The sequence below is a fragment of the Streptomyces anthophorae genome, assembly GCF_049310305.1.
Classification (GTDB): Bacteria; Actinomycetota; Actinomycetes; order Streptomycetales; family Streptomycetaceae; genus Streptomyces.
Map to the genome: position 1 here is coordinate 7,780,726 of NZ_JBLWQQ010000001.1, position 24,383 is coordinate 7,805,108.

The window sequence follows — 24,383 nt, forward strand, 5'->3', positions numbered from 1 at the left end:
GAAAGGAAACGCGACCGAAATCTCCGGTACCTAACGTTCGTAAGGCACTTGGCGGGGCGAACTCCTGGGGAGTACGTCGCCGCCCTGCGCCGTGCAGATCGACAGCAAGAGAGGTTCCAGAGATGGCAATCACCACTGACCATGCTGATGTACGAACGGACATAGGCGGTGCCCCGCGCTCGGTAGGACGGCCGGACGTCGTTGTCGTCGGTGCGGGGCTGTCCGGTATGGCCGCGGCGTACACGCTGGCCACCGACGGGCTCGAGGTGACTGTCGTCGAGGCGAAGGACAGGGTGGGTGGCCGGACGCACTCGGACGGGAACGCCCAGGGCGGGCCCGTCGACCTCGGCGGCATGTTCATCGGTGCGACCCACCACCGCTCGCGTGCGCTGGGCGAGAGCCTCGGGCTCACCGCAGTCCGGGCCCGGCCCGAAGGCAGTATGAGCTACCGCGTCGACGGTGAGGTACTGCGGGCGTCCGATGGTGGCTATCCGGAGGTCGTGGCCGGGACCGACGCCTTCGACCGCAAACTCGCCGCGGCGTACGAGCAGTTCGATGAGGTTGCCGAGCGGGTGGGTGCGAGTGGACCGTGGCGGCGGCCGGAGGACCTCGAGCTCGACCGGATGACGGTCGCTGCCTGGCTCGACCGCAACGTGGACGATCCTGTCATCCGTCGCCTGATGACCACCGACCTGAACATCATCGTCGGCGCCGACACCTCTGAGATGTCGATGCTGTTCTGGGCGCAGTACGTGGCCAAGTGCGAAGGCATGCGCGCTCTGCAGGTAACCGCGCAGGACTCGCTCTGGGTCGGCGGCGCTCAGCAGATCGCCGAGCGTGTCGCCGATCTGCCCGGCGTCACCGTGCTCACCGACTGGCCGGTCGAATCGGTCGTGCACGGCCCCGACGGGGTCACCGTCGCGTCACCGCGTGGCCGACTGACGGCTCCCGCTGCCGTGATCGCCGTCCCGCCTTCGGCGGCGCACCGGATCGACTTCACGCCGCCGCTGCCGCACGCACGTCGTCAGTTGCAGGCCCGCGCGCCGATGGGCCGGGAGACCAAGGTGCAGGCGCGCTACGCCCGCCCCTTCTGGCGGGAGGCCGGACTGTCGGGTGAGATCTTCGACCTCGAGCTCGGGTACCTCGCGCTCGACGTGACCCGTCCCGGTGACGAGTGCGCCACCATCGTCGGGTTCATCGGGGGCCGCGACTACGACCGTTGGGCGGCGCTCAGCGACGACGAGCGGCGCACGGCCTTCCTCGAATCGCTGACGTCCGTTCTCGGCCCCGAGGCCGCCGAACCGCTTGCCTTCTTCGAGACCGACTGGCCCTCCGTCCCCCACACCATGGGGGCGCCTGTCACCGTGATGCCGCCCGGCCTGCTCAGCACCACTGCCGCGGCGCTGACCGAGTCCGTCGGCCCTCTCCACTTCGCCGGCACCGAAGCCGCCCCCATGTGGACCGGCTACATGGAAGGCGCCGTCCAGGCCGGAGAGGCAGCCGCCCACAGGATTCTCGCCATCCGTCCGGTGACGACGCCCGCGTTCCGCTGACCGCGCCCCCACACCGTAAGGAGCCTGGCATGACAGACACATCCACCGACGCGCCGATCCGGCTGGTTCCCGAGGGCATGGAGCAGGACGGGCCCATGTTCGGGCTCGTTCCCGGTCTGCGCACCGGCGACCTGATCTTCGTCTCCGGTCAGCTCGGCATCGAAGAGGACGGCACGATCCCTGCGGACGGGGCACGCCAGTCCGAGCTCGCTTTCGAAGCCCTGCGCCGGGTTCTCGCAGAAGGTGGCGCCGCCCTCGCGGACATCGTGCATCTGCAGACCTTCCACAAGGGCGGGATGGCTGTGACCAACGAGTGGTTCCTCCCGGTCAAGGCCCGGTATCTGCCCGCGCCCTTCCCTACCTGGACCGGGGTCGGGGTCGCCGATCTCGGTGGGGAAGGCGCGCTCATCGAGATCGGTGCCGTGGCCCGCGTCAGTAGCCGAAGCCCTCGCTGACGACTCGGGCCCGCCGCCATCCCCTCGGTGTGCGTCCCGTGCGCGCCGCGTGTGGGACGCACACCGACCGCACCCGCACTCGGCCGGACGTCGTACTCCTGTCGTCCTCACTATGTGAAAGGCCACTCCCATGACATCCAAGGACGTGGTGCTCTCCGGGCGCCTGGGCGTCGGCGCCATCATCTTCATGGTGGTGGCTGCCGCCGCGCCGCTCTCGGTGGTCGCCGCTCTCACGCCGATCGGCATCCTCCAGGGCAACGGCGAAGGGTTTCCTGCGCTCTTCCTCGTCATCACTGCGGTGATGCTCGCCTTCTCGGTCGGATTCACCACGCTGACGCCCCGGGTGGCGGACTCGGGCGGCTTCTCCAGCTACATACGAGCCGGCTTCGGCGTTCCGGCCGGAACCGGGGCGACCTTCCTGGCCACCGCCACCTACATCGCGATGCAGGTCGGCATGTACGCGTACATGGGGTTGCTGATCTCCGATTTCCTTACCGGGCAGGGGATTCCACTGCCGTGGTGGGCGGTGACCCTGCTGCTGATCGCCTTCGTGGGATACCTGGGGTACCGCAACATCGACTTCAGCGCCAAGGTCCTGGGCGCCTTGCTCGTTGCCGAGCTCGTCGTCATCACCATCGTCAGTTTCGCGATCATCGGCCATGGCGGCCAGGAAGGCATCTCCCTCAACTCCTTCGAGCCGTCGCGGGTGTTCGACGGCAATATCGGGCTCGGCCTCACCTTCGCCGTCTCGGCCTTCCTGGGATTCGAGTCGACGGCCGTCTACCGCGACGAGGCACGGGATCCGGACCGGACGATCCCCCGCGCCACCTTCGGAGCCGTGATCGGCGTAGGTGTCGTCTACGCGTTCGCCTCATGGGCGTTGGTTCAGGGCTGGGGCGGCAAGGTGGCCGACGTGGCGGCCGCCAGTTTTCAGGCGGGCGACATGTACCAGCGCACCGCGGAGCGTTACGTCGGCACTTGGCTTGGTCTTGCGGTGAGTGTGCTCCTGGTCACGAGCCTGTTCGCCTGCATCCTGTCATTCCACAATGTGGCGTCGAGGTACCTCTTCACCAACGCGCACGGCGGTACGTTGCCGTCCCTTCTCGGTCGGCAGAACCTGCGGCACCGCTCCCCGGCGACGGCCTCGATCGTGGAGACGGTCGTCATCACCGTGCTCCTGATCCTGCTCGTGGTGCTCGGCCTGGATCCGTACGCGGATATCTACACCTGGTTCGCAGCCGTTGGCGTCGTCGGGATCCTGCTGTTGATGGTCGTGACCTCCGCGGCGGTCGTTCGGTACTTCGCTGTCGCCGGGCCGGAGGCCAAGGGTGTCGGCGTGTGGCGCCGACTGTTTGCACCGGGCCTGAGTGGGGCCGCCCTCCTGGTGATCTTCCTGCTGGTCGTGACCAACTTCCCCGTGTTGGTCGGCGAAGTCGACGCCCACGGCCGCCCGTCGGCAGGGCCGGTGAGCGCGACCATCCTGGGGACAGTCTGCGGCTGCGGGGTGCTCGGTATCGGGTGGGGCGTGCGAGTGCAGCGGAAGCGAAGCAGCACGCCGCGTGCCGAGGAAGTGCGTACGACTGAGTCGGCCCCCGCCGTCCCGGACAAGGCAGTGGCCTGACGCCGTGCTGCGGGAGCCGAGTGATGGTCGACATCCGGTCGTCACGGCAGCAGCCCTCGGCGGCGCGCCGTGACGACCGCCTCCAGCCGCGTATGGGCGTCGAGCTTGCGCATCGCGCTGCGCAGGTAGGCCTTCACGGTCTCGGGACGCAGGGAGAGCCGCGACGCCGCGTCGGCGTTGCTGCATCCGAGGGCGACTTGGGCCAGGACATCGGTCTCGCGGGGTGACAGTGGTGCATGAGGGGCCGACCCCTGCACCGCGCCGAGTCCGGCCAAACGCCTTGTCGCGTCCATGAGCTGCTCGCGCAGAGTGTCGTTGTGCACAGTCTGGGCGAGGGCCCGGAGGTCGGCGTGGAGTGCACGGATCTCCTCGGTGGCGCTGCGGCTCATACCTCGGTCAGCATCGGTCTGCGCGGTCAGGCGCAGCTGTACGCGGCGGTCCACCTCGTCCCGCAGGGCGAGTTCGCCCGCCAGTTGGCGTGAGGCGCCGACCATCACATCGGTCGCGCGCTCACCGACCGAGGCCACGCCGCGCGCCGCGCCGTACAGAACGCCGCGTACCGAACCCGACACGACGACGGGAACGGCAACGACAGAGCGGATGCCTTCCGCGAGCACGGGTGTGTCGTAGTCATGGGTGATGGAGTCGTCCGCCCCGTAATCCGCCACGGTGGTAGGGCGGCGTTCCACGATGACCTGTCCGCCCAGGCCGGTTGAGGCCGCGACGGCGAGTCCGCGCAGGCCTGCCGTGCGAACTCCCAAGTGCTCCGTCAGGCGCAGGACGTCTCCCCGGACGGGGCCGCCGAACGTGATCGGGATGTCCGAGCGCCGCTGGACGAGGCGCAGTGCCTGCCGGATGGCGTCTCCGTCGTCGGGGCGCATGGACACATCTGAAACGGGCTGCATTGCCACTGCCCCTTTCCGGGGGTAGTCGGCCATCCATGTGACCCGGAGCATAAGTCGCCGTAACCCCACAGCAAAGAGTCGACCGGCAATGCCGCCGGAAAGGGGATGACCGTGACCAACACCGGCCGATCAACCGGGCAATCCAAAGAGCAACACCACGGGCGATCCGAGCTCTCGTCTTCTGTTGGGCCAAAGGGAGCCGGCGTCTCGGCGACCGCGTCGGTCCGCGTCCAAGAGCTCCTCTCCCGCTTCGGCTCCCCAGAGGCGTGCGCCGCGGAGCTGCTGTGCGACCTGCACCCCGCCGACGACGTGGCCTTCACCGTCATCGAGGCGGATCTGTCCGCCCGCGACCTCACTTTCGGCGAGCTCCGTCGCGACTCGGCACGCTTCGCCGCCGCCCTGGCCGGCATCGGTGTTGGCCCCGGCGACGCCGTGGCCGTGCTGATGGGCAAGTCGGCCGACCTGATCGTGGCGCTGTTGGGTATCTGGCGCCGCGGGGCCGTGCACGTGCCGCTGTTCACTGCCTTCGCCCCGCCGGCAATCGCGCTGAGGCTCACCGCCAGCGCTGCAAAGGCTGTTGTCGTCGACGCCGACCAGCGGGACAAGCTCGTGCCTGGTGAGGACATGCCTGCCGATGCCCCCTGGCAGATCGTGGTCGCTGGCGGACAACCGGCCGAAGGCGAGCTGTCGTTCGACCGCCTGCTCGGTGCGTATCGCGGGGACGAGCCGGAGGGCCGGGCGGTCGCGCTCGGTGGGAACGCGGTTCTGGTCCAGCTGTTCACCTCCGGGACCACCGGGACGCCGAAGAGCGTGCCCGTTCCTGTGAAGGCGCTGGCCTCGTTCCAGGCGTACCTGGAGTACGGCCTTGACGTGCGACGCGACGACGTGTTCTGGAACGCCGCCGATCCCGGCTGGGCCTATGGGCTGTACTACGCGATCCTCGGCCCGTTGGCCGCGGGACGACGCAGCCTGTTGCTGCACTCTGGCTTCTCCGCGCCCATAACGTGGCAGGTGATGCGCGAGTTCGGTGTCACGAACTTCACCGCGGCCCCCACCGTCTACCGCAGCCTGCGCAGCGCCCCCGAGCCCGTGCCGGACGGGGTACGACTGCGCATCGCCTCTTCCGCCGGCGAGCCACTCACCCCCGAGGTCATCACATGGGCCGAGCAGACGCTCGGTGTCCCGGTGCGCGACCACTACGGGCAGACCGAACACGGGATGGTCATCGTCAACGGGTGGGCCGAGGACGTACGTTCGGCAGTTCGGCCGGGGTCGATGGGCCGGCCTCTGCCGGGCTGGTCGGCCGAGATCCTGTACGACGCACGGGACGAGCCTGCCCCTGCGGGAACTGCGGGCCGCGTCGCGATCAGGGCCGAGGACAGTCCGCTGATGTGGTTCTCCGGATACACCGGCGCCCCGGAGAAGACCGCGGAACGCTTCACCGGAGACGGCCGGTGGTACCTCACCGGCGACGCCGGAACTCGCGACGAGGAGGGCTACTTCTACTTCTCCGCCCGTGACGACGACGTCATCATCATGGCCGGGTACCGCATCGGCCCCTTCGATGTCGAGAGCGTGCTGCTGCAGCACGAGCTGGTGACCGATGTCGCGGTCGTCGGGGTGCCGGATGAGTTGCGCGGGGAGGTGCTCGAAGCCTTTGTGGTCCTGCGTCCTGGAGCGGACGGAGACGACCAACTTGCCGATGAACTAAAGAAGCTGGTGAAGTCACGGTTCGCCGCCCACGCCTACCCGCGCACCGTCCACTTCGCCGACCAGCTGCCGAAGACCCCCAGCGGGAAGATCCAGCGATACGTCCTGCGCAAGCAGCGTCGTGACGAACTGTACGGCCACTGACCCAACCTGTCCGTCCTGCTCGCCTCCGTCCCCCCGCCCCCGCACGAGCCATCCGGAGAACGATGTCCATGCCCGTCTCACGCCTGCTGCCGACCGAAGAGTCGGCGGGGCTCCTCGACCTGACACGCGAGATCGCCGAGCGTCACCTGGCCCCGCGCGCCGCCGAGCATGAAGCGGCGGAACACTTCCCCCGCGAGGTGTTCCGCACGCTCGGCCGGTCCGGTCTTCTTGGCCTGCCGTACCCCGTCGAGTTCGGCGGTGGCGGTCAGCCTTACGAGGTGTATCTGCAGGTCGTCGAGGAGCTCGCGGCCCGCTGGGCGAGCGTCGCCGTCGGTGTCAGCGTGCACACGCTGTCGTGCTTCCCGCTGGCCACGTTCGGTACCGACACCCAACGCGAGCGCTTGCTGCCGGAGTTGCTGGCCGGTGACCTGCTCGGTGCCTACTGTCTGTCCGAGCCGCACGCGGGATCGGATCCGGCCGCCATGACCAGCCGGGCCGTGCTCAACGGTGACACGTACCTGATGCGCGGCACCAAGGCATGGACGACACACGGCGGGTACGCGGACTTCTACACGGTGATGGCACGCACCTCCGACGACCGGGGCCGCGGCATCTCTTGTTTCCACGTACCTGCCGACGCATCAGGCATCGAGGCTGATCCGCCGGAGCGCAAGATGGGCCTGACAGGGTCGGCGACCGCAACCATGCGCTTCGGTGACGTCCGGGTGCCGGACGACCGGCTCATTGGAGCGGAGGGCCAGGGGCTCGCCATCGCGCTCGCGGGCCTGGACGCCGGCCGCCTGGGCATCGCCGCGGTCGCCGTCGGGCTGGCCCAGGGGGCGTTGGACGAAGCGCTCGCCTACGCCCAGCAGCGCGAGACCTTTGGCCGCAAGATCATCGACCACCAGGCGATCGCTTTCCTGCTCGCCGACATGGAGGCAGCGATTGTCTCCGCACGGGCGACCGTGCTGGCCGCGGCGCGACGCAAGGACGCCGGACTGCCGTACGGCCGACAGGCCAGCATCGCCAAGCTCATCGCGACCGACGCGGCGATGCGGGTCACCACGGACGCGGTGCAGATCTTCGGGGGAGCCGGCTACTCCCGGGACTTTCCGGTGGAGCGCTACATGCGGGAGGCCAAGGTCATGCAGATCTTCGAAGGCACCAACCAGATCCAGCGCATGGTCATCAGCCGCGACCTCGCCCGCGGAATCGTCGGACCCGCCAGTCATGTCCTGCCGGCCTCCTGCTGACAGGCCGTATCCCACTCGGTGATCGTCACCGTCCGCGGTCTTCCTGGACCACCGTCCGGAACGCCGTCGCCTCGTTCACCTCTCGATCAGGCGCGGGTCGACATGGATCTTGGGTCCGGCGCCGGCGCCTGCGGGGCGTTCGCCGACGAGCACCGGGCCGATTTGCTCCAGACCCACGGTCGCCCCCACCAGGGATCTGGGGTCCACGGACCTGTCCGCGTACGCCGCGATGGTCGCATCGAGGGCGGGGGAGGCGGAGAGGACACCGACGGCGGTGACGTCCTTGAGGGCGAGTGTGCGGGTGTCGATGCGGCTCGGTTCAGGGGCCAGGCCTATGTAGACGACCCGGCCGCCCGGCTCGACCAGGTCCAGGGCCAGAGCCGGTAGTGGGGTGGCATTGGAGGCGTCGACGACAGCCTCGAACGGGAGATCCGGGACGGCGGCATGTCGCCAGAGGTGCTCGAAGCCGAGGCTGCCAGCGAAGTCCAGCGAGCTCTGTGTCTCACCCACGAGGTGCACCTCGGCGCCCAGGGATCGTGCGAACATCGCGGTGAGGAGTCCGATGGTGCCCGGGCCGAGGACCAGTACCCGTTCGCCTCGGTCTCGAACCGCCGCCTGCGCCGCGCGCAGGGCGTTTCCACCCGGTTCCACCAGGGCGCCGAGCGTGGCGTCGATGGAGGCGGGCAGGGTGTGCAACGAGGTTGCCGGTACGGAGACTTGCTCGGCCAGGGCGCCCGGCCGGGGCCCACGGACGCCGAGCTCGTCACGCTGCTCGCACAGGTGCTGCCGGCTGTGTGTGCAGCGGTGGCATGTCCCGCAGCCGAGCATGGTGTCCCCCGTGACGCGCCGCCCCAGCCAGCCGGCGTCGACGCCCGGGCCGACGGACACCACGCGGCCGGACCATTCGTGGCCCGGCCGCAGCGGGTGGGCGGCCAGTCCCTGGTGCAGGTAGGCCATCTCGCCCGTGAACAGCTCGACATCGGTGCCGCACACGCCGACTCGTTCCACATCGACGACTACTTCACCGGGTGCCGCGATGGGCTTCTGCAGGTCCTGGACCTCGTATGTGCCGGGGCCCGTGACGACGAATGCGCGCATGGTGCGCGCTCACCGGGGCCCGACGACGTGCTGGAGCTGTGTACCGAGTCCGCTGATGCCCAGCTCCATCACGTCACCGGGACCGAGCCAGATGGGCGGGGTGAAGCCCATGCCGACGCCGGGCGGGGTGCCGGTGTTGATGAGGTCACCGGGTTCCAGGACCATGAACTGGCTCAGATGGTGCACGATGACGTACGGGTCGAAGATCATTGTTTTGGTGTTGCCGTCCTGGCGGCGTACTCCATTGACGTCGAGCCACATGTCGAGCGCGAGAACGTCGTCGATTTCGTCGGTCGTCGCCAGCCAGGGGCCCGCGGGGTTGAAGGTCTCGGCGGACTTGCCCTTGGCCCACTGTCCGCCGCGTTCCAGCTGGAAAGCGCGTTCGCTGACGTCGTTGACGACCAGATATCCGGCGATGGCATCACGCGCGTCGTCGATCGATTCGAGGTAGCTGGTGCGTCGGCCGATGACGATGCCGAGCTCGACCTCCCAGTCGGGTTTGGTTGAGCCGCGGGGGATACGCACGTCGTCATTGGGGCCGACGAGGGTGTTGGGCGACTTGGTGAACAGGATCGGTTCGTCCGGCACAGCCATGCCGGATTCGGCCGCGTGGTCGCGGTAGTTGAGTCCGATGCAGAGGATCTGGTGCGGGCGGGCGATGGGGGCGCCGGTGCGTTCCCCGGCGAAGCGTGACACCTGGCCCGCTGCTGCGCGCTCGGTCACGAGGGGGCGGATGCGGTCGAGGCCGCCGGTGCCGAAGAACGACTCGTCGAAGTCGGAGACGACGTCGGAGAGGTCTATGTAGGTGTTGTCGTCGATGCGGGCGACGGGCTTCTCGGCGCCGACGGAACCGATGCGCATGAGATACAACGGGCTCAGTCTCCAGGGTAGGCGGGCAGTTCAGCGGTGTGAGCGTCGATGCGGTCAGGCGAGGGGGGTGCCCAACGGGCTGAGTAGGGTGCGGATTTCGTCGTACGCGTCGACCAGCGTGGTCAGTGGGGTGCGGTAGGCCAGTGCGCTCACGCTCACCGCCCCCGATGGTGCCGTCGCCGACGTTGCGTACACGGGCAGCGCGATGCAGTTGACGCCGGGTTCGTTCTCCTGGTCGTCGACGGCGTAGCCGCGCTCGCGTGTGGCCTGGAATTCATGGTGCAGGTCGGTGGTGGTGCAGTGGGTCCGCGGCGTGCGGCGCTCCAGTGGGTCGTCGCCGATCCAGGCCTCGACGTCGGTGAGGGACTTCAACTCGTATGCGAGCAGCAGCTTTCCGACGCCGGTGGCATGGGCGGGGTTGCGGCCGCCGACCGTGGAGGTCAGGCGTACGGCGCCGGTGGGCGGGTCGACCTTGGCGCGGTAGACCACTTCGTGGCCGTCCAGAACCGCGTAGTGCACGGTCTCGTTGAACCGCTCGGCCAGCGCCTCCAGGACAGGGCGTACGCGGACGTGTTCGGGGCGGGCCTCATGGTGCGCGAAAGCCATGCGCAGAAACTCGTCCCCGAGTAGGTAGCGCCCCTGAGCGTCCTGGTCGGCGAGCCCGGCTCGGCGCAATGACTGCAGGGCGCGGTGCACGGTCGGCTTCGGGCTGGCGATCACCCGGGTCAGCTCCTCAAGGCCTACACCGTCGGGGTGGCGCGCGAGTTCCTTGAGAACTGCGAGTACTCGGTCGGACCCCACAAGTCCCTTGCCCGCACGCTTGGTTGAGCCCTCATCCGGGCTCTCGATCTTCTTGCCGCCGGGGGCTTTCGGTCCGTCGAACGTCTGCGTATTGTCCATGGCATTCCAGAGATTAGACCGTCGTATCGACTATTGGAAAGAGTCGCGTGTGAAGCTCCGAAGCTCACAGTGGTACGCGGGTCACGATCGCAACGCCTACATCCACCGGGCCTGGATGCGTCGCGGCGTTCCGGACGATGCCTTCACGGGCCGCCCCCAGATCGCCATCGCCAACACCGCCTCCGACCTGACCCCCTGCAACGCCCATCTGAACGAGGTCGCCGCCTCCGTCCGCCATGGTGTGTACGAGGCGGGCGGCATCCCGCTCGACCTGCCCTTGGTGTCCCTGGGGGAGACCCAGATGCGGCCCACCGCCATGCTGTGGCGGAACATGGCCGCGATGGCCACCGAGGAGTTGCTGCGGGCCAACCCCCTCGACGGAGTGGTCCTGTTGGGCGGCTGCGACAAGACGATTCCCTCGCTTTTGATGGGCGCCGCCTCGGTCGACCTGCCCGCCGTCGTCGTCCCCGGCGGCCCCATGCTCACCGGCACCTTCCGCGGCAGGCCGCTCGGCTGCGGCACCGATGTGTGGAAACTGTCCGAGGAGGTGCGCGGTGGCACCCTCAGCCAGGACGACTTCACCCGCTCCGAGTCCGCGATGATCCGCAGCCGCGGCCACTGCAACACCATGGGCACTGCCTCCACCATGGCCCTGGTCGCCGAGGCCCTCGGCGCCGTCGTCCCCGGCACCGCCGGAACCCCCGCTCCCGACAGCCGCCTGCTCAAGGCCGCCCACGACTCCGGGCGCCTCGCCGTCGAGATGGTCGCCTCCGAACGCCGCCCCGGCACGTTCCTGACCAGGTCCTCCTTCCACAACGCGATCGTGGCGCTCGCCGCCGTCGGCGGCTCCACCAACGCCGTCGTCCACCTCCTCGCCATTGCCGGACGCCTCGGCATCGACCTCACCCTCGACGACTTCGACCGCATCGGCTCCCGCGTCCCCGTCCTCGTCGACCTCCAGCCGGCCGGCCGGTTCCTGATGGAGGACTTCCACCGCGCCGGCGGCCTGCTCGCCGTACTGCGCGAGGTGAGCGACCTGCTCGATCCCGACGCGCTCACCGTCACCGGCAAGCCCTTGGTCAACTACCTTCAGGACGCGCCTGTTTGGGAGCCCGAGGTGATCCGCACCCGCGTACAGCCCCTCGTCGCTGAAGGCGGCATCGCCGTCCTGCGCGGCAACCTCGCCCCCGACGGCGCCCTCATCAAACCCGCCGCGGCCTCCCCGCACCTGCTCCAACACCGCGGCCGCGCTCTCGTCTTCGACTCCATCGAGGACTTCCACGCCCGCATCGACGACCCCGACCTGGACGTCGACGCCGACTCTGTCCTCGTGCTGCGCGGCTGCGGCCCCAAGGGCTACCCCGGCATGCCGGAGGTCTCCAACATGCCGCTGCCGAAGAAGCTGTTGGAGCAGGGCGTACGGGACATGGTGCGGGTCTGCGACGGCCGCATGAGCGGCACCGCGTACGGGACGGTGGTGCTGCACGTGGCGCCCGAGGCGGCAGCCGGAGGGCCGCTCGCCCTCGTCCGCACCGGCGACACCGTCACCCTCGACGTAGCGGCCCGTCGCATCGACATCGACGTACCCGACGACGAACTCGCCCGCCGCACCCCGAACAAGACCACCCTCGACGGCTTCGCCGCCCCGGGCCGCGGCTGGGAACGCCTCTACGTCGACCACGTCCAACAGGCCGACACCGGCGCCGACCTCGACTTCCTCACCGGCTCCAGCGGCTCCGCCGTCAGCCGTGAATCCCACTGACCAATCACAGGAGGCGCACGATGACAACCTCTGCCCGGACCGCCCTGGTCACCGGCGGCGCCAGCGGCCTCGGCGCCGCCGCCGCCGAACGCCTGCGGGCCGACGGCGTTCAGGTGACCACGCTCGATCTCGCAGGTGCCGACGTCGAGGCGGACGTGACCGACGGGCCGACGCTGCATCAACTGGCCGCCGACATCGGCCCATTCGACATCCTGGTGAACTCCGCCGGCATCGTCGGGCCGAACGCCCCGCTGCTCGACACCACGTCCGAGCAGTGGCGAGGTGTCTTCGACGTCAATGTCATCGGCACCGTGAACACTATGCGGGCCTTCGTGCCCGGCATGCGCGTGCGGAGCTGGGGTCGCGTCGTCAACTTCGCCAGCATGGCCGGCAAGGACGGCAATCCCAACCTCTCGATCTACTCCGCCTCCAAGGCGGCCGTGATTGCGCTGACCAAGTCCGCAGGCAAGGAACTGGCCACCAGCGGTGTCCTCGTGAACGTCATCGCCCCCGCGGTCATCGCCACTCCCATGAACGACTCCACCGCCGCCGACGTCCTTGCCCACATCACCGGGCTCATCCCGATGAGGCGTATCGGACGCCCGGAAGAGGTGGCAGAGCTGGTCGCCTTCCTCGCGTCCGAGCGCGTCAGCTTCTCCACCGGAGCCGTCTATGACATCAGCGGGGGACGGGCGACCTACTGACGGACTTCGGTCACGGCCATGCCGTCCATGTCTCGACGCGTTGCGTAGTCGGGGCGTCACATTGCAGTGAGAGCAAGGGGGTGGGCAAGGACCGCCGTGGTCCTTGCCCACCCCCTGCCATCGGACGCGTTCGCGGTATGGGGCCGACGGCTCAGCCGAGCCGGAGGCTCGTCGGCGTGATCGTCTCGCCGGACGTTACCTTCACCGTGGCCGGACGGTTGCCGGGGAGGGTGACGACAGCGATACCGCGGTCGTCGGTGTAGGTGTCTCGACCGGGTGTGTCGATCCGTGCGTGAGTCACCGGCCGGGTGTCGACTGTCGTCTCGTGCGGGCCCATGCCACCGACGCTGGCGGTCACCTCGATCGCGTAGCGGCCATGTCCGATGTGCTTGGCCTTGGCCTGCATCTTCGGCTTCTTCGGCAGTCGCTCGGGACAGGAGCCCTTCTGCGTAAGCCACTTGGGTGGCCCCGAAACGGTCTTGCCGTCGTACGTAGCGGTGGAGGTGCCCTTGTAGGTCGGCGTACCAGCGGCGTTGCCGCCCGAGATTTCGAGGTCCTTGCGGAGCGATCCGGTGTGCTCACCCGTCATCACGAGGTCCGTGACCTCATGGACCTTCGTGATGCCGGGTTCCAGGACGTCGATCTTCTTGGTCCCGTCGAGGAACGTCTTGCCGTCCTCGGAGTAGCTCTTGTACGTCGCGGAGAAGTCACCGTAGACCGCGCCCTGTTTGCCGTTGTAGTGGATGTCGACCGTGCCGCCGCCCGGTCCGTCGAGGGTGACGTCTCCGACATAACCGAATGGAGGGTGCCAGTCGGCCGGGGCGGGAGCCCAGTCACCGACGTCGGAGCTGACGACGGGTTCCGGCTTGGCCGGCTGGCGGCTGGACATCTTCGCGACGGTCAGATAGTCCGGGACATCGCCGGAGAAGAGTCCGGCGCCCTGCTTGACCGCGTTGAGCGCGAACTTCGTCCCGTCCGGGCTCCAGGCTGTCCACCCCGAGACACTGGTGTGCGCGTGCACGTCCGGGGCGATGATGGGCTGGCCGGAGACAGCACCGCCGTGGTCGCCTTCCCCGGGCATGAGCCACACGACACCACCGCACGCCAGGTTGTTGGGCGTGTTGATCAGCATGCCGGCCTCGGCGCCGACCATTGGCGCGTCGATGAAGCTGCGGTGGGGCAGGAGACCACCGAGTGAGTCCCACATGTTGTGGGTGCGGTTGGTCCATACGACGGAGCTGCCGCCGTCCGGTGAACCGGCGTAGTCCTCGTCCCAGTCGGGGTGGTTGGTCAGCCGCTTGCGGACACCGGTTTTGAGGTTCACCTCCCATACCTCAGGGTTCTCTGAGTGAGTGCCTCCTGAATGCACGTAGGTGACATGGCTGCCGCCGTGGGTGAAGGTCTTCAGCTCGTACAACCCGGTGCTTTCCGACCAGGCGTCGACGTTCCGGTCGGACGCCGAGGTGGGGCCGGGCGGGTTGATGACCTTGGGGTCCTCGGCCACGTATTTGTCTGTCTTGCGTACGAGTTTGGCGACCACCATCTGCTCGAGGCCGTCGGTGCGAACATCGGAGTAGCCGATGTGCTTTCCGTCCTGTGCGAGGGTCGGATAGGCACCCTGGCGGACGACGGACTGCGGTCTGTTCGCCGCTCCGCCCGGCGGGATCACCCCGAGCGGGGGGTTCGCCGTGGAGAGGTCGTACGGCAGGTACTTGGACGTGCGGCAGTTCACGATGCTGGGCGCACATTCGAGCACGCCATAGAAGCCGAGGAAGACCCGCTTGCCGTCCGCGAACGGGAAGACGTACGGGAGGTTTGGGGTCTCCGCACCGGTCGAGCACGTGAGGCAGCGGACGTGCTTGCCCTTGAGGTCGGTGATCCACGCGTCGCTCTTCGGCTTGCCATCCACCGTATGCGTGCCGGAGAACACCACATGCTTCCCGTCGGGGGTGAAGGACGGGCTGCTCGCGCGCACCTTCGGTGGCACCGGGATGCGGTCGAAGTCGATCGGCTCGAAGGGGACGTCGCCGGGGCTGCCAGTGGATGCGGCCGTGCGGTCGGTGCCCGCCTCGCCGCTGCTGGCGCCGGCGTCGGTCGCCCCGACTGCCAGGAGCAGAGACGCGGTGGCGCCGAGAGCGGGCAGGATCCGCCAGCGCATGCTCGCGCTCATCGACGGCTGCGTCGGCCGCGGCGTAGTCCCGGCTGCGCGACGGCGCGAACGGGAAAGGGACATCTCTCCTCCGTGCGTGTGGAAGGGGGTTGGGAGGGGTGTGGGAGGCTGATGAAATGTGCTGTGTTCTTTACTTCACGTCAAGCTAGGGCGAAGCTTTACTTCGAGTCAAGGAGTCGGCCTATGGTTTGGTGTCATGTCCGCCCGCACCGTGATCGGCCCGAGCGGCCGCCGCTTCGACGAAGATCAACTCCTTGATGCCGCCCGTGAGGTGTTCCACGCGGTCGGCTACAGCGCCGCGCAGATCGCCGACATAGCACGACGAGCAGGAACGACCAGGCCCACGCTCTATGCCCGCTTCGGCAACAAGGAACAACTCCACCGCCGTGTCATCGAACGTGAGGCGGATGTCTTCAGGGCGTGGATCGGCGACGCGTACGAGCACGGGACCGATCTGTCGCTCGCGCAACTCGCGCGGACGGGAATGGAACCGCTCTTTCGCCTGGCCACCGAACGGGCCGAGGGCTTTGACCTGCTCTTCCGTGGGGACAGGGCCGGCGACCACCCCACCAGTCTGAGGCGGCAGGTTCTGGGCGCGGTGACCGAACAGCTCACCGGCCTCATCGAGCGCCGCCGACAGCCCTACGGCCCGGCACTCGGGCCGACCGCTGAAGCGCTCGCCGCCGCCTGTGTCGGCGTCGCCATTCAGGTGTGCGAGCATGCCATCGACCACGGTGGCGAGCTGGACGAAGCACGGAGACTGGCCGCGAGCTTCGTCGCCAATGCCTTCCACAACCTCGACCTCAACGTGCTCATGGAGTAGGGAGTTTCCGTTCGGGCCCGGCACGGAGCGGGGTGTCTGATTCGCTTCAGGGCCCGTCTGTCATGCCGTCACTCGGACCTGTAGTCGCGCAAGGTTCTCCACGCCCGTGACCGAGGCCGAGGTATCGCCTTCGCGCTGGCTTGTCGCGCGAAGCACGACGACATGGGCGCCTACTTCGCCGAAGCGGTGCTCCACCTGAGCCGTCAGGGTCGGCGCGGGCTCCTCGATCTGTGCCTTCTCCTCGAAGCGGCCGGTACCGTCCAAATCCCAGGCCGCTTCGACCACGGAGCCCGCGCCAGGCGGGACATCGACCTGCGCCGTGAATCGCACGGTCTCGCCGACCCTGGCGTCAACCGGTCCATCGAGGGAGATGACCGGTTGGATCCCGCCACGCTCTACCGCTGTCGGTGCGAGCAGCGTCCTTTGCCAGGCACTCAGCTTGTAGGAGGTGTCTGCCGGTGGCTTCACACCGTCCTCCACCCACGCCACGAGGTCCTCAAGGGCCTGCAGCGCGGCGCCGAAGATCTTGACGAACCGCAGGGTGATCTGAGTACCGAGTGTGGGAGAGACTTCGCCGTGCATGGCGTTGTCGAGGATCCAGAGCCGCATGTGATCGTCGCTGTTCCCCAGTTGGGCACGCACCCTCTCGATGTAGTCGTGCGCGAAGTGCGGCGGGCACAGATGGTCCAGGGCGCTCTGAAGGACGATCATCTTGCCGTCGAAGCGGCCCGTCGGCAGGCTGCCGAGCACGGCCCGGCGCTCCGGGGCGAGAGGGCGTTGCGGCCAGATCGGCTGACCGTTACTCGCCCAGCGCCGCATGGTCGGCTGGTTCGGGTCGATGATGTGCCGGTGGTAATGGGACCAGGCCTGCTCGAAGGTGCTGTCCAGAGTGATCTTGTCGCCGACCTGTGGTGTCAGATGCGGCCCGGGGTCGGCGAACCCGATGCAGTCACCGGCCACGGCCGTGCAGACGCGCAGCACCTCAGCTCCTGGCTCACCGACGGTGAACCGGCAGCCGATCAGATCTTTCGCAACCTCGACACCGCTGAGTCGGGCGCCGACCACAGAGTCGGGTGGGACCAACGCGCGAAACCCCTCGAAGAGCGCCTCCACCAACGCCGGGCCTTCTGGATCCGACGCGAGGATCAGGCCGGTGACCGTGCCGGTCGCGCGGAGCGGCTCCATGTTCTTCCCCGCATAGCCGGCCAGGCCCCAGAAGTCCTCCGCGTACTCGGGGTCTATGAGAGGGATCCAGTTCGCCCAGTCGGACGCTGCCATGCTGAGCAGATTCTCGGCCCCCTTCGGATAGCCGACGGCGTAGAGGTCGGACAGGCACTCCCGCTGCTCGTCCGTGTCGAGGACCGCGAAGGGGTCGGTGCCGGCGTCCACGGCGGCGGTGATCTCGTCCTTCTTGTGGCGCAGGGCGATTTCCGCGCGGATCCACACCGACCAGTAGTGCCAGGCGAGGTGCTGGTTCACCATGACGATCGGGACCGCGCCGTCCCACAGGCCGGGCACTTGCTCCATGCCCGACACCGATCGGGCGCCCCCGCCGCTGGCCCCGAACAGGTAGGAGTGGTGCGGCCGCGCGCCAAGGAGTTCCACTGCGGCCGCCTTGGCGTAACGCGCGGTCTGCGCGCTCGCCCGGTGCGAGAGGATCGTGCGGTCTTCCGGGAGCCCCGGCCCTCCCACGCCGGGCCGCTCCGGGCTGCGGATCCAGCCCTGGTTCGACGTCACGACGAAGGCGCCCAGCCGGAAGGCGCTGCGGAGCAGACTCTCCATGGACTCGGGTTCGTGCAGCTCGGTGCCTCCGACGCCGCCCTCGAGCTCCTGGACCATCCGGCCCTGGTAGGCGCCGTCCTCCGGCAGGTACATCTCGAATCGGGTCTCGGTCCCCTCGAAGCCGCCGTGCAGGTAGCGGTGGCGTACGGGGTGATCGCGCCACTCGTCGACATCGACGAACGCGGGTCCGAACGCGGGGTCGTCCTGGTGGGGATCGCTCGCCACGGAGGTCAGGTCCTGGTCGGTCATGTCTTGGCGACTCGCAATCTCGGTCGTGTGGGTGTCGGTCGCGGAAGGGGAGGCGGGGCGCAATGTGCGCGAGGCCGTCATGCGGCGCAGGCCACCGCCGCCGCGTTCAGCTCGCGTGAGCGCCGAACGACGCGAACGTCATTCCGGTCGCACCCGTTCGTCAGGTAGACGAAGGACAGGCCGCTCTCCGGATCGGCCCAACTGATTTGGCCCGCGGCTCCGTTGTGCCCGAACGTCCGCGGGGTTGCGCCGCCTCCGCCGACACGATGGAGGCACGTCGGGTCGTCGCCCTGCAGCTCAAGCCCGCGTGTACGGTTCGCGACGATGCCGAACGGCGCCGCGGCGAAGACGTTCCGTACGTGGGTGGTGACGTCGCGCCGGATCGCGGGGTCCCATACGTGCTTGGGGTCATGCAGCAGGTGCTGGTAGAACAGCGCGAGGCTCGCCGCGTCGCTCACCCCTGAGGCTCCGGGAATGCCGAACGTGACGAGGTCTGGCCGCTGCCACTCGGTCAGGAGGGCGTCGGGACGCACGCTCGCGTTCCCTGCCGACGCGTTCATCGCCTCGGTCACGTCGTGTGGCAGCGAGTCGAGGCCCAGGAGGTCCTTCACTTCCTCCGCCGTGCTGGGCTCACCTGTGCCGACCATGCGCTGGAGGTCGCCTTGCCGGCCCTCGGGGACGCCGAGTTCGAGCCGTTCGAGGCCCAGGGGCCCGAGAATCCTCTCCCGCAACGCCGTTCGGTGGTCCATGTCGGTGACGCGCTCCACCAGCTCTGCCATCACATAGTGCGCACTGAACCCGTGATAGCCGTAGGCGGTCCCTGGCTCGAAGGACGGCTTCCACTGTTCCATCTGTCGCACCCGGGCCGCACGGTCGAAGATGGAGTCAAGGTCGAGCTCCGCGTCCGGGAAGCCCGCGGTGAAAAGCAGCAGGTGTTCGAGTGTCACCCCGCCCTTGCCGTGCGCTCCGAACTCCGGCCACAGGTCCACAACCGGCGCGAGCGGATCGAGCTTGCCCTCTCCCATCAACTGCCAGACGAGTGAGCTGAAAACCGGCTTGGTCGTCGACCAGATCGAGAACCGCGAATCCGGCGGCGCGTCGCCGAGCGTCTCGTGCACGAGTACTTCACCGTGTCTGGCCAGTGCGTACTGGCATGCCGGCAAGTTCCCCTCTTCCAGGCCCTGTTGGGCTCGTTCCTTCAACTCGGCAACACGCTGACCGGACAGTCCTGTCATATCGGCTCCCTGGTGTTTCGTGGAACGAGACCCGTGAGGACGGACCTCGGACGGCGGGCCGTGTCCGTTCCCAGACGGTGTTCGGCTAATGGGCAGTCCTCGGCCCGTTCTAGCGAGGGTGACCGCCGATCGGTGCTCTCCTGCTTCGCGTCACGTTCTCGCGCAGCGCAGGGCACATCCATGAACCTCAAGTGCGGCTCGAAATTCATAGTGGCGGCCGTCAGGGTGTGCGTCAACAGCCCTGTGCCCGTTGTCTGTTCGCCACCTGCTCGGCCGGTTGTGTCACCGCGAGGCGAGCGGGTCCCGCTCCGGAGTCGGATACGGTGCTGGCATGTCAGAGCTCCGTCGGCGCGGCCCTTATGCACGGACGCGTGAACGTCGCGAGACCATCGCCAAGGCCACACTGGCGCTTGTGGTCGAGTGCGGCCATCGCAGTGTGACCACGCTCGGAGTGGCGAAGCGTGCGGGCATCAGCGAAGCGGGCCTCCTCTACCACTTTCCATCCAAGGAGACGCTCCTCGTCGCGGCTTTGGCTCTCTTCGACGAGCAGGAGATGAGCCTGTTGGCGCCGGGTGAGTCGGTCGCGGCCGCCCCGGCCCTCGCCGTTGACGGCGTACGCCGGACCAATATCGTCCACCTCTACGCGTCACTGCTGGGGGAGGCCGGCAACCCCGAACACCCCGCGCACGACTACTTCAAGCAACGCTGGCGCCTGTCGCGCGCGCAGCTGGCCCGTGACATCTCTCTGCTCCAGGAGAACGGTGAGGTAGGCCCCGCGGTCGACCCGAAACGGGCTGCGGCTTTGATCATCGCGGCCTGGGACGGGCTGCAGAACCACTGGCTGGTCGACCCGTCGTTCGACATCGGAGCCCAACTCGGCGCTGTCATCGACGCCGTCCTTCTGCGTGCCCCCGCCAGCCGTGGGGACGGGGCGCGCGACGCCACACGGTAGGTACTCGGCGTGAGGCCGGGGTCCAGCCTCTCGGCTGTGGCGCTCTTCACCGGCCATGCAGGAAAGTCGTGCCCTCTGCTCACCCGGTGGCTCGGTATCTGAATTTCTTTGTGCGCATGGATATTGACGGTGTGCTGGGCCCGGCCCTACTTTGAGCCCGAACTTCAAGTGTCACTGGGAATTCAGCGGTCGGAAACCGGACTGGAACATCGACCGCCGTAGACATCCGATCCCACACCTCCGGAGAGCGCCGTGCGCAACTTGCCTACTGCCGTGCCGCCTTGGATCGTCTCCCCGTCGGGCACTGTCCGACCCACGCCGGATCTGCCGTGCTGAAACTCCTTGGGCACCGCCTGCTGTGGTCACTGCCCGTCGTCTTCGTCGCCACAGCCCTGTCGTTCGTGCTCACCAGCCTGGTCCCCGGCGACGCCGCGCAGATGATGCTCGGCCCGCAGGCCACGGCGGCCCAGATCGCCGGCCTGCGTGAGAGCCTCGGCCTGGACAAGCCGGTGTTCGAGCAGTACGGGAGCTGGCTGACGAATGCTGCGCACGGCGATCTCGGCATCTCGATCATCTCCGGTGAGGGCATCACCTCCCAGCTCAACGAGCATCTTGAGGTGACCTTCTCGCTGCTCATCCTGGGAACGCTGGCAAGTGCAGTCCTCGGTCTCGCGCTGGGCGTCACCTCGGCCGTGCGCGGTGGTGTCACCCGTAGCGTCGTCGACGTCCTGTCGCTGGGTGGCATGGCCATCCCCAACTTCTGGCTGGCGGTGGTCCTCACCTCGTTCTTCTCCGTCACACTCCGGCTCCTGCCGGTGGCCGGCTATGTCAGCTTCGCGGACTCGCCGGGGCAGTGGGCGCGGTCGCTGGTACTGCCGGTGATCTCCCTGGCGGTCGGCGGGGCCACGGTCATCGCCAAGCAGACCCGCGACTCCCTCGGGCAGGTACTGACCCAGGACTTCATCAAGACGTTGCGGGCCAACGGCCTCGCGCACCGGTCGATTCTCTTCCGGCACGCGCTCCGCAACGCAGGTGTGCCGATCATGAGCGTCATCGGCGTCGTATTCGTGGGGCTGATCGGCGGAACGATCTTCGTTGAGCAGGTCTTCGCCATGCCCGGCCTCGGTTCCATCGTCCAACAGGCGACAGCCTCAAGGGATTTGCCTGTGATCCAGGGAGCGGTCGTGTACTTCACCTTGCTCGTCGTCGCGGCGAATCTGCTCGTAGACCTCTGCTATGGCGCGATCGACCCCCGGGTGCGTCTCCGGTGACCGGCATCGAGCAGACGGCAGTGGACCCCTCGCCCGGCGGCGTCGGGCTGAGTGACGACCCGGCCAAGCAGCTGTCGGTGACTCTGCGGCAGCCGCAGCGGGGCTCCGTCCTGCGGTCGTTGGTGCGCAGGCCGCTGGCAGCCCTGTCGCTGTTGTGGCTGGTGGCGGTCGGAGTGATGAGCGTGGGCGCGAACGTGCTCGCTCCGTACGGGCCCACGAACACCGACCTGACTCAGGTTCTGGCCGGTCCGGGCGGGCAACACTGGCTGGGCACCGACCAGCTGGGCCGCGACATCCTCAGCCGCGTCCTGTTCGGTGGCCAAGGAGTGTTCCTGGGAATCGTGGAGGTGACACTCGTCTTCGTCGTGACCGGCACCGTCCTGGGAGTGCTGGCCGGCTACTTCGGTCGCTGGGTGGACTGGGCGGTGCTGCGCTGGATCGAGCTCGCGGTCGCGCTCCCGTCCATTCTCATCCTCCTGCTCGTTCTGGCCGTGTTCCCGGGAAATCAGCATCTCGCGATGATCGCTCTCGGCGTGCTCGGTGCGTCAGGACTCGCCCGGGTCATCCGCGCGGAGACACAGCGCGTTCGCACGGAGCAGTACGTCGCGGCGGCCCGCGTTTCCGGACTCGCCGACGCTCAGATCCTGCGTCGGCACGTTGTGCCGCGCCTGGCGACGACGATCCTCGTGCAGGCGTCCCTGGTCGCCGCGGCCGCGGTCGGAGTCCAGGCAGGACTGTCCTTCCTCGGCCTTGGTGTGCAGGAACCGGAGCCGTCTTGGGGCGGACTGATCACCCAGGCGAGCCAGGTCCTCGACCGGTCCAGTTGGATGCTGATTCCGTCGGGCGGTGTCATCGGCCTGACGATGCTCTCTCTCGCGCTGCTCGGTGATGCCCTGCGCGATGTGATGGTGCAACGGTGGAGCAGCGCACCGGCACGGCCGAGTGGCGCGGGCAACGGTGAGCCGCCCGTACAGGAGGAAGGCGAGGCCGAGCCAGCCGAATCCGGTGAGGCGACCGACCAACCGTCGCCGGGCACACTGCTGGCGGTGCGCGGGCTTACGGTCGCCTTCGGCTCCGGAGGATCCCGCACCGTGGTCGTCCAAGGTGTCGGCTTCCACGTCGACAAGGGCGAAATCCTCGGCATCGTCGGCGAGTCGGGCTGCGGCAAGTCCGTCACGGTTTCCGCCGTGCTGGGCCTGCTGCCCGCCGGCGCCGAAGTCCGCGCCCGCTCCTGCAGGTTCGACGGAGCCGAACTCCTGTCGCTGTCCGATCAGGACCGCCATGCGCTGCGCGGAACCCGTATCGGCTACGTGTCCCAGGAACCCATGACGGCGCTCGACCCCACGTGCCGCGTCGGCGATCTGCTCGCCGAGGCCGTGCGCAGACACCACGGCCTGGACCGGCGCGCCGCGCGGGCGCGGGCCGTCGAACTCCTCGGCCTGGTCAACATTCCGGATCCGAGCGCCGTTTCGCGACGCTACCCGCACCAGATCTCCGGAGGCATGGCCCAACGGGTCGCCATCGCGCTCGCCCTGGCCGGCGACCCCGATCTGCTGGTCGCGGACGAACCGACAACCGCGCTCGACGCCCGCGTCCAGGCCGAGATCCTCACACTGCTGCGGCGCCTGCAGGCGGAGCGCGGGCTCGCCATCGTCTTGATCACCCACGACTGGGGCGTCGCGGCACAGTTGTGCGCGCGTGCAGTCGTCATGTACGCCGGGCAGGTCGTGGAGCAGGGGCCCGTCGGCGCCCTGTACCACTCGCCCGCGCACCCGTACACGGCCGGACTCCTCGCGGCCAACCCGCACCGCGCGCTCGACCGCATCGCGGCAGGCGGCGGCTCCGCCACAACCCTGACGAGGCTGCCGACGATCCCGGGCACGGTGCCGCCCCCGGCCGCCTGGCCCGTCAGCTGTCACTTCCAGGACCGCTGCCCGATCGCGGCTGCCAACTGCGCTCAGCGTCCGATCCCCCTCACTGCTGTCGCGTCCGATCACCACAGCCGCTGCATCCACATTGACCGAGTGCGGGATCTCGACAAGGAGGACGCCTCGTGAGCCGGACCGACACGGCATCCGCTCAGCCCCTGCTGAGCGCACACGGAATCGTCCTCGACTACCCCCAGGGGCTGCGGCGCAAGCCTGCCCGGGTACTGCACGGAGTCGATATCGACATCGCCGAGGGCGAGACTCTCGGCCTGGTCGGTGAATCTGGCTCCGGCAAGAGCTCGCTCGCCAACATCGTCCTTGGCTTCCGACCCCCGACTGAAGGACACATCCGGTTCCGGGGGCGCGACATCACCCACGCCGGGCGACGCGAGCGCCGTACCCTCAGCTCGGAGATCCAGGCGGTCTTCCAAGATCCGTACAGCTCGCTCAACCCCACCCGGCAGGTGGGCACTTCGATCGCAGAGCCGCTGCTGTTGCAGTCGTCCGCACTGTCGCGGCGGGACATCGCGGCGCGAGTGCGGGACATGCTCGTCCGAGTAGGTCTGCCGCCCGACGCCGGGGACCGCTATCCGGCACACTTCTCGGGCGGACAGCGGCAACGCATCGCCATCGCCCGCGCCCTGATCATCAACCCATCACTCGTCATCTGTGACGAGCCGGTCAGCGCGCTCGACCTGTCTGTTCAGGCCCAGATCCTCAATCTCCTGGCTGAACTGCAGGAGTCGATGGGCCTCAGTTACCTCTTCATCGCGCACGATCTCGCGGTGGTGCGCTTCCTGTCCCACCGTATGGCCGTCATGCACCAGGGCCGCATCGTCGAGACCGGCCCGGCGGAACGCGTCTACAGCGCGCCCAGCGACCCGTACACCCGGCAGCTGCTCGCCGCGGTGCCCGACCCGGATCCCGCTCGGGCACCGTCCCAGCGGCTCACCGTCGCACAGGACTCCCGATAAGACCCCGCCGTGCGCGAACCGGAT

At 68.4% G+C, this 24,383-nt stretch carries 19 protein-coding genes; 12 read left to right on the forward strand and 7 right to left on the reverse strand.

The window, feature by feature from the left end; all coding sequences use genetic code 11:
• Positions 1-122 precede the first annotated feature (122 nt).
• From ACNYS0_RS35345 to ACNYS0_RS35355, 3 genes are all read left to right on the forward strand, one after another.
• A complete protein-coding gene (locus ACNYS0_RS35345; RefSeq protein WP_422479622.1) occupies positions 123-1,553 on the forward strand; it encodes a flavin monoamine oxidase family protein in 1,431 nt (476 codons plus the stop codon).
• Between the two features lie 29 nt (positions 1,554-1,582).
• Positions 1,583-2,008, forward strand: coding sequence for a Rid family hydrolase (locus ACNYS0_RS35350; RefSeq protein WP_422479624.1), 426 nt, complete (start codon positions 1,583-1,585; stop codon positions 2,006-2,008).
• A 130-nt stretch (positions 2,009-2,138) separates the two neighbouring features.
• On the forward strand, positions 2,139-3,629 hold the full coding sequence (locus tag ACNYS0_RS35355) for an APC family permease (protein WP_422479626.1): 1,491 nt from the start codon (positions 2,139-2,141) through the stop codon (positions 3,627-3,629).
• Between the two features lie 41 nt (positions 3,630-3,670).
• On the opposite strand, the gene ACNYS0_RS35360 is transcribed toward ACNYS0_RS35355, so the two are convergent.
• The gene (locus ACNYS0_RS35360) at positions 3,671-4,534 is read right to left on the reverse strand and encodes a helix-turn-helix transcriptional regulator (RefSeq protein WP_422479628.1); all 864 of its coding nucleotides are present in this window, start codon (positions 4,532-4,534) and stop codon (positions 3,671-3,673) included.
• A gap of 111 nt (positions 4,535-4,645) precedes the next feature.
• On the opposite strand from ACNYS0_RS35360, the gene ACNYS0_RS35365 reads away from it, so the two are divergent.
• Together ACNYS0_RS35365 and ACNYS0_RS35370 are read left to right on the forward strand one after the other, a co-directional pair.
• Positions 4,646-6,388, forward strand: a complete 1,743-nt coding sequence (locus ACNYS0_RS35365; RefSeq protein WP_422479630.1) for an AMP-binding protein — start codon at positions 4,646-4,648, stop codon at positions 6,386-6,388.
• Positions 6,389-6,456: 68 nt separating this feature from the next.
• On the forward strand, positions 6,457-7,641 hold the full coding sequence (locus ACNYS0_RS35370; RefSeq protein WP_422479632.1) for an acyl-CoA dehydrogenase family protein: 1,185 nt from the start codon (positions 6,457-6,459) through the stop codon (positions 7,639-7,641).
• A gap of 75 nt (positions 7,642-7,716) precedes the next feature.
• Here the strand turns inward: ACNYS0_RS35370 and ACNYS0_RS35375 are convergent, their stop codons facing one another.
• The 3 genes from ACNYS0_RS35375 to ACNYS0_RS35385 are packed head-to-tail and all read right to left on the reverse strand — an operon-like array spanning position 7,717 to position 10,509.
• Positions 7,717-8,739 carry a zinc-dependent alcohol dehydrogenase gene (locus ACNYS0_RS35375; protein WP_422479634.1) on the reverse strand — a complete coding sequence of 341 codons (1,023 nt, stop codon included), beginning with the start codon at positions 8,737-8,739 and terminating at the stop codon, positions 7,717-7,719.
• A gap of 9 nt (positions 8,740-8,748) precedes the next feature.
• Entirely contained in the window at positions 8,749-9,609 is an 861-nt protein-coding gene (locus ACNYS0_RS35380) for a fumarylacetoacetate hydrolase family protein (RefSeq protein WP_422479636.1), read from the reverse strand.
• 54 nt (positions 9,610-9,663) lie between these two features.
• Positions 9,664-10,509: an IclR family transcriptional regulator gene (locus tag ACNYS0_RS35385; protein WP_422479638.1), complete on the reverse strand. Its 846-nt coding sequence runs from the start codon at positions 10,507-10,509 to the stop codon at positions 9,664-9,666.
• Between the two features lie 49 nt (positions 10,510-10,558).
• Between ACNYS0_RS35385 and ACNYS0_RS35390 the strand changes: the two genes are divergently transcribed.
• Both ACNYS0_RS35390 and ACNYS0_RS35395 read left to right on the forward strand, forming a co-directional pair.
• Positions 10,559-12,271: an IlvD/Edd family dehydratase gene (locus ACNYS0_RS35390; RefSeq protein WP_422479640.1), complete on the forward strand. Its 1,713-nt coding sequence runs from the start codon at positions 10,559-10,561 to the stop codon at positions 12,269-12,271.
• A 20-nt stretch (positions 12,272-12,291) separates the two neighbouring features.
• On the forward strand, positions 12,292-12,975 hold the full coding sequence (locus tag ACNYS0_RS35395) for an SDR family NAD(P)-dependent oxidoreductase (protein WP_422479642.1): 684 nt from the start codon (positions 12,292-12,294) through the stop codon (positions 12,973-12,975).
• Between the two features lie 151 nt (positions 12,976-13,126).
• Here the strand turns inward: ACNYS0_RS35395 and ACNYS0_RS35400 are convergent, their stop codons facing one another.
• Complete coding sequence (locus tag ACNYS0_RS35400; RefSeq protein ID WP_422479644.1) at positions 13,127-15,145, reverse strand: TolB-like translocation protein; 2,019 nt, start codon at positions 15,143-15,145, stop codon at positions 13,127-13,129.
• A gap of 196 nt (positions 15,146-15,341) precedes the next feature.
• Between ACNYS0_RS35400 and ACNYS0_RS35405 the strand changes: the two genes are divergently transcribed.
• Positions 15,342-15,968 carry a TetR/AcrR family transcriptional regulator gene (locus tag ACNYS0_RS35405; RefSeq protein WP_422479646.1) on the forward strand — a complete coding sequence of 209 codons (627 nt, stop codon included), beginning with the start codon at positions 15,342-15,344 and terminating at the stop codon, positions 15,966-15,968.
• A 60-nt stretch (positions 15,969-16,028) separates the two neighbouring features.
• Here the strand turns inward: ACNYS0_RS35405 and ACNYS0_RS35410 are convergent, their stop codons facing one another.
• Together ACNYS0_RS35410 and ACNYS0_RS35415 are read right to left on the reverse strand one after the other, a co-directional pair.
• Complete coding sequence (locus ACNYS0_RS35410) at positions 16,029-17,999, reverse strand: tannase/feruloyl esterase family alpha/beta hydrolase (RefSeq protein WP_422479648.1); 1,971 nt, start codon at positions 17,997-17,999, stop codon at positions 16,029-16,031.
• Positions 18,000-18,076: 77 nt separating this feature from the next.
• Positions 18,077-19,234, reverse strand: a complete 1,158-nt coding sequence (locus tag ACNYS0_RS35415; RefSeq protein WP_422479650.1) for a serine hydrolase domain-containing protein — start codon at positions 19,232-19,234, stop codon at positions 18,077-18,079.
• 331 nt (positions 19,235-19,565) lie between these two features.
• On the opposite strand from ACNYS0_RS35415, the gene ACNYS0_RS35420 reads away from it, so the two are divergent.
• The 4 genes from ACNYS0_RS35420 to ACNYS0_RS35435 all read left to right on the forward strand — a co-directional run bounded on the left by ACNYS0_RS35420 (position 19,566) and on the right by ACNYS0_RS35435 (position 24,359).
• On the forward strand, positions 19,566-20,186 hold the full coding sequence (locus ACNYS0_RS35420) for a TetR/AcrR family transcriptional regulator (RefSeq protein ID WP_422479652.1): 621 nt from the start codon (positions 19,566-19,568) through the stop codon (positions 20,184-20,186).
• Between the two features lie 329 nt (positions 20,187-20,515).
• Positions 20,516-21,457 (forward strand): ABC transporter permease, encoded by a 942-nt coding sequence (locus ACNYS0_RS35425; protein WP_422479654.1) that lies wholly within the window; start codon positions 20,516-20,518, stop codon positions 21,455-21,457.
• On the forward strand, positions 21,454-23,514 hold the full coding sequence (locus ACNYS0_RS35430) for a dipeptide/oligopeptide/nickel ABC transporter permease/ATP-binding protein (RefSeq protein WP_422479656.1): 2,061 nt from the start codon (positions 21,454-21,456) through the stop codon (positions 23,512-23,514). Before ACNYS0_RS35425 ends, ACNYS0_RS35430 begins: the two co-directional genes overlap by 4 nt.
• Positions 23,511-24,359, forward strand: coding sequence for an ATP-binding cassette domain-containing protein (locus ACNYS0_RS35435; RefSeq protein WP_422479658.1), 849 nt, complete (start codon positions 23,511-23,513; stop codon positions 24,357-24,359). The genes ACNYS0_RS35430 and ACNYS0_RS35435 overlap by 4 nt, the downstream gene beginning before the upstream one ends.
• The last annotated feature ends 24 nt before the right edge of the window (positions 24,360-24,383 follow it).

Coding starts and splice junctions, on each gene's coding strand:
- ACNYS0_RS35405 (WP_422479646.1), top strand. CDS start 15,342: ATGTCCGCCCGCACCGTGATCGGCCCGAGCGGCCGCCGCTTCGACGAA.
- ACNYS0_RS35410 (WP_422479648.1), bottom strand. CDS start 17,999: ATGACCGACCAGGACCTGACCTCCGTGGCGAGCGATCCCCACCAGGAC.
- ACNYS0_RS35350 (WP_422479624.1), top strand. CDS start 1,583: ATGACAGACACATCCACCGACGCGCCGATCCGGCTGGTTCCCGAGGGC.
- ACNYS0_RS35370 (WP_422479632.1), top strand. CDS start 6,457: ATGCCCGTCTCACGCCTGCTGCCGACCGAAGAGTCGGCGGGGCTCCTC.
- ACNYS0_RS35415 (WP_422479650.1), bottom strand. CDS start 19,234: ATGACAGGACTGTCCGGTCAGCGTGTTGCCGAGTTGAAGGAACGAGCC.
- ACNYS0_RS35400 (WP_422479644.1), bottom strand. CDS start 15,145: ATGAGCGCGAGCATGCGCTGGCGGATCCTGCCCGCTCTCGGCGCCACC.
- ACNYS0_RS35360 (WP_422479628.1), bottom strand. CDS start 4,534: ATGCAGCCCGTTTCAGATGTGTCCATGCGCCCCGACGACGGAGACGCC.
- ACNYS0_RS35355 (WP_422479626.1), top strand. CDS start 2,139: ATGACATCCAAGGACGTGGTGCTCTCCGGGCGCCTGGGCGTCGGCGCC.
- ACNYS0_RS35345 (WP_422479622.1), top strand. CDS start 123: ATGGCAATCACCACTGACCATGCTGATGTACGAACGGACATAGGCGGT.
- ACNYS0_RS35385 (WP_422479638.1), bottom strand. CDS start 10,509: ATGGACAATACGCAGACGTTCGACGGACCGAAAGCCCCCGGCGGCAAG.
- ACNYS0_RS35375 (WP_422479634.1), bottom strand. CDS start 8,739: ATGCGCGCATTCGTCGTCACGGGCCCCGGCACATACGAGGTCCAGGAC.
- ACNYS0_RS35420 (WP_422479652.1), top strand. CDS start 19,566: ATGTCAGAGCTCCGTCGGCGCGGCCCTTATGCACGGACGCGTGAACGT.
- ACNYS0_RS35395 (WP_422479642.1), top strand. CDS start 12,292: ATGACAACCTCTGCCCGGACCGCCCTGGTCACCGGCGGCGCCAGCGGC.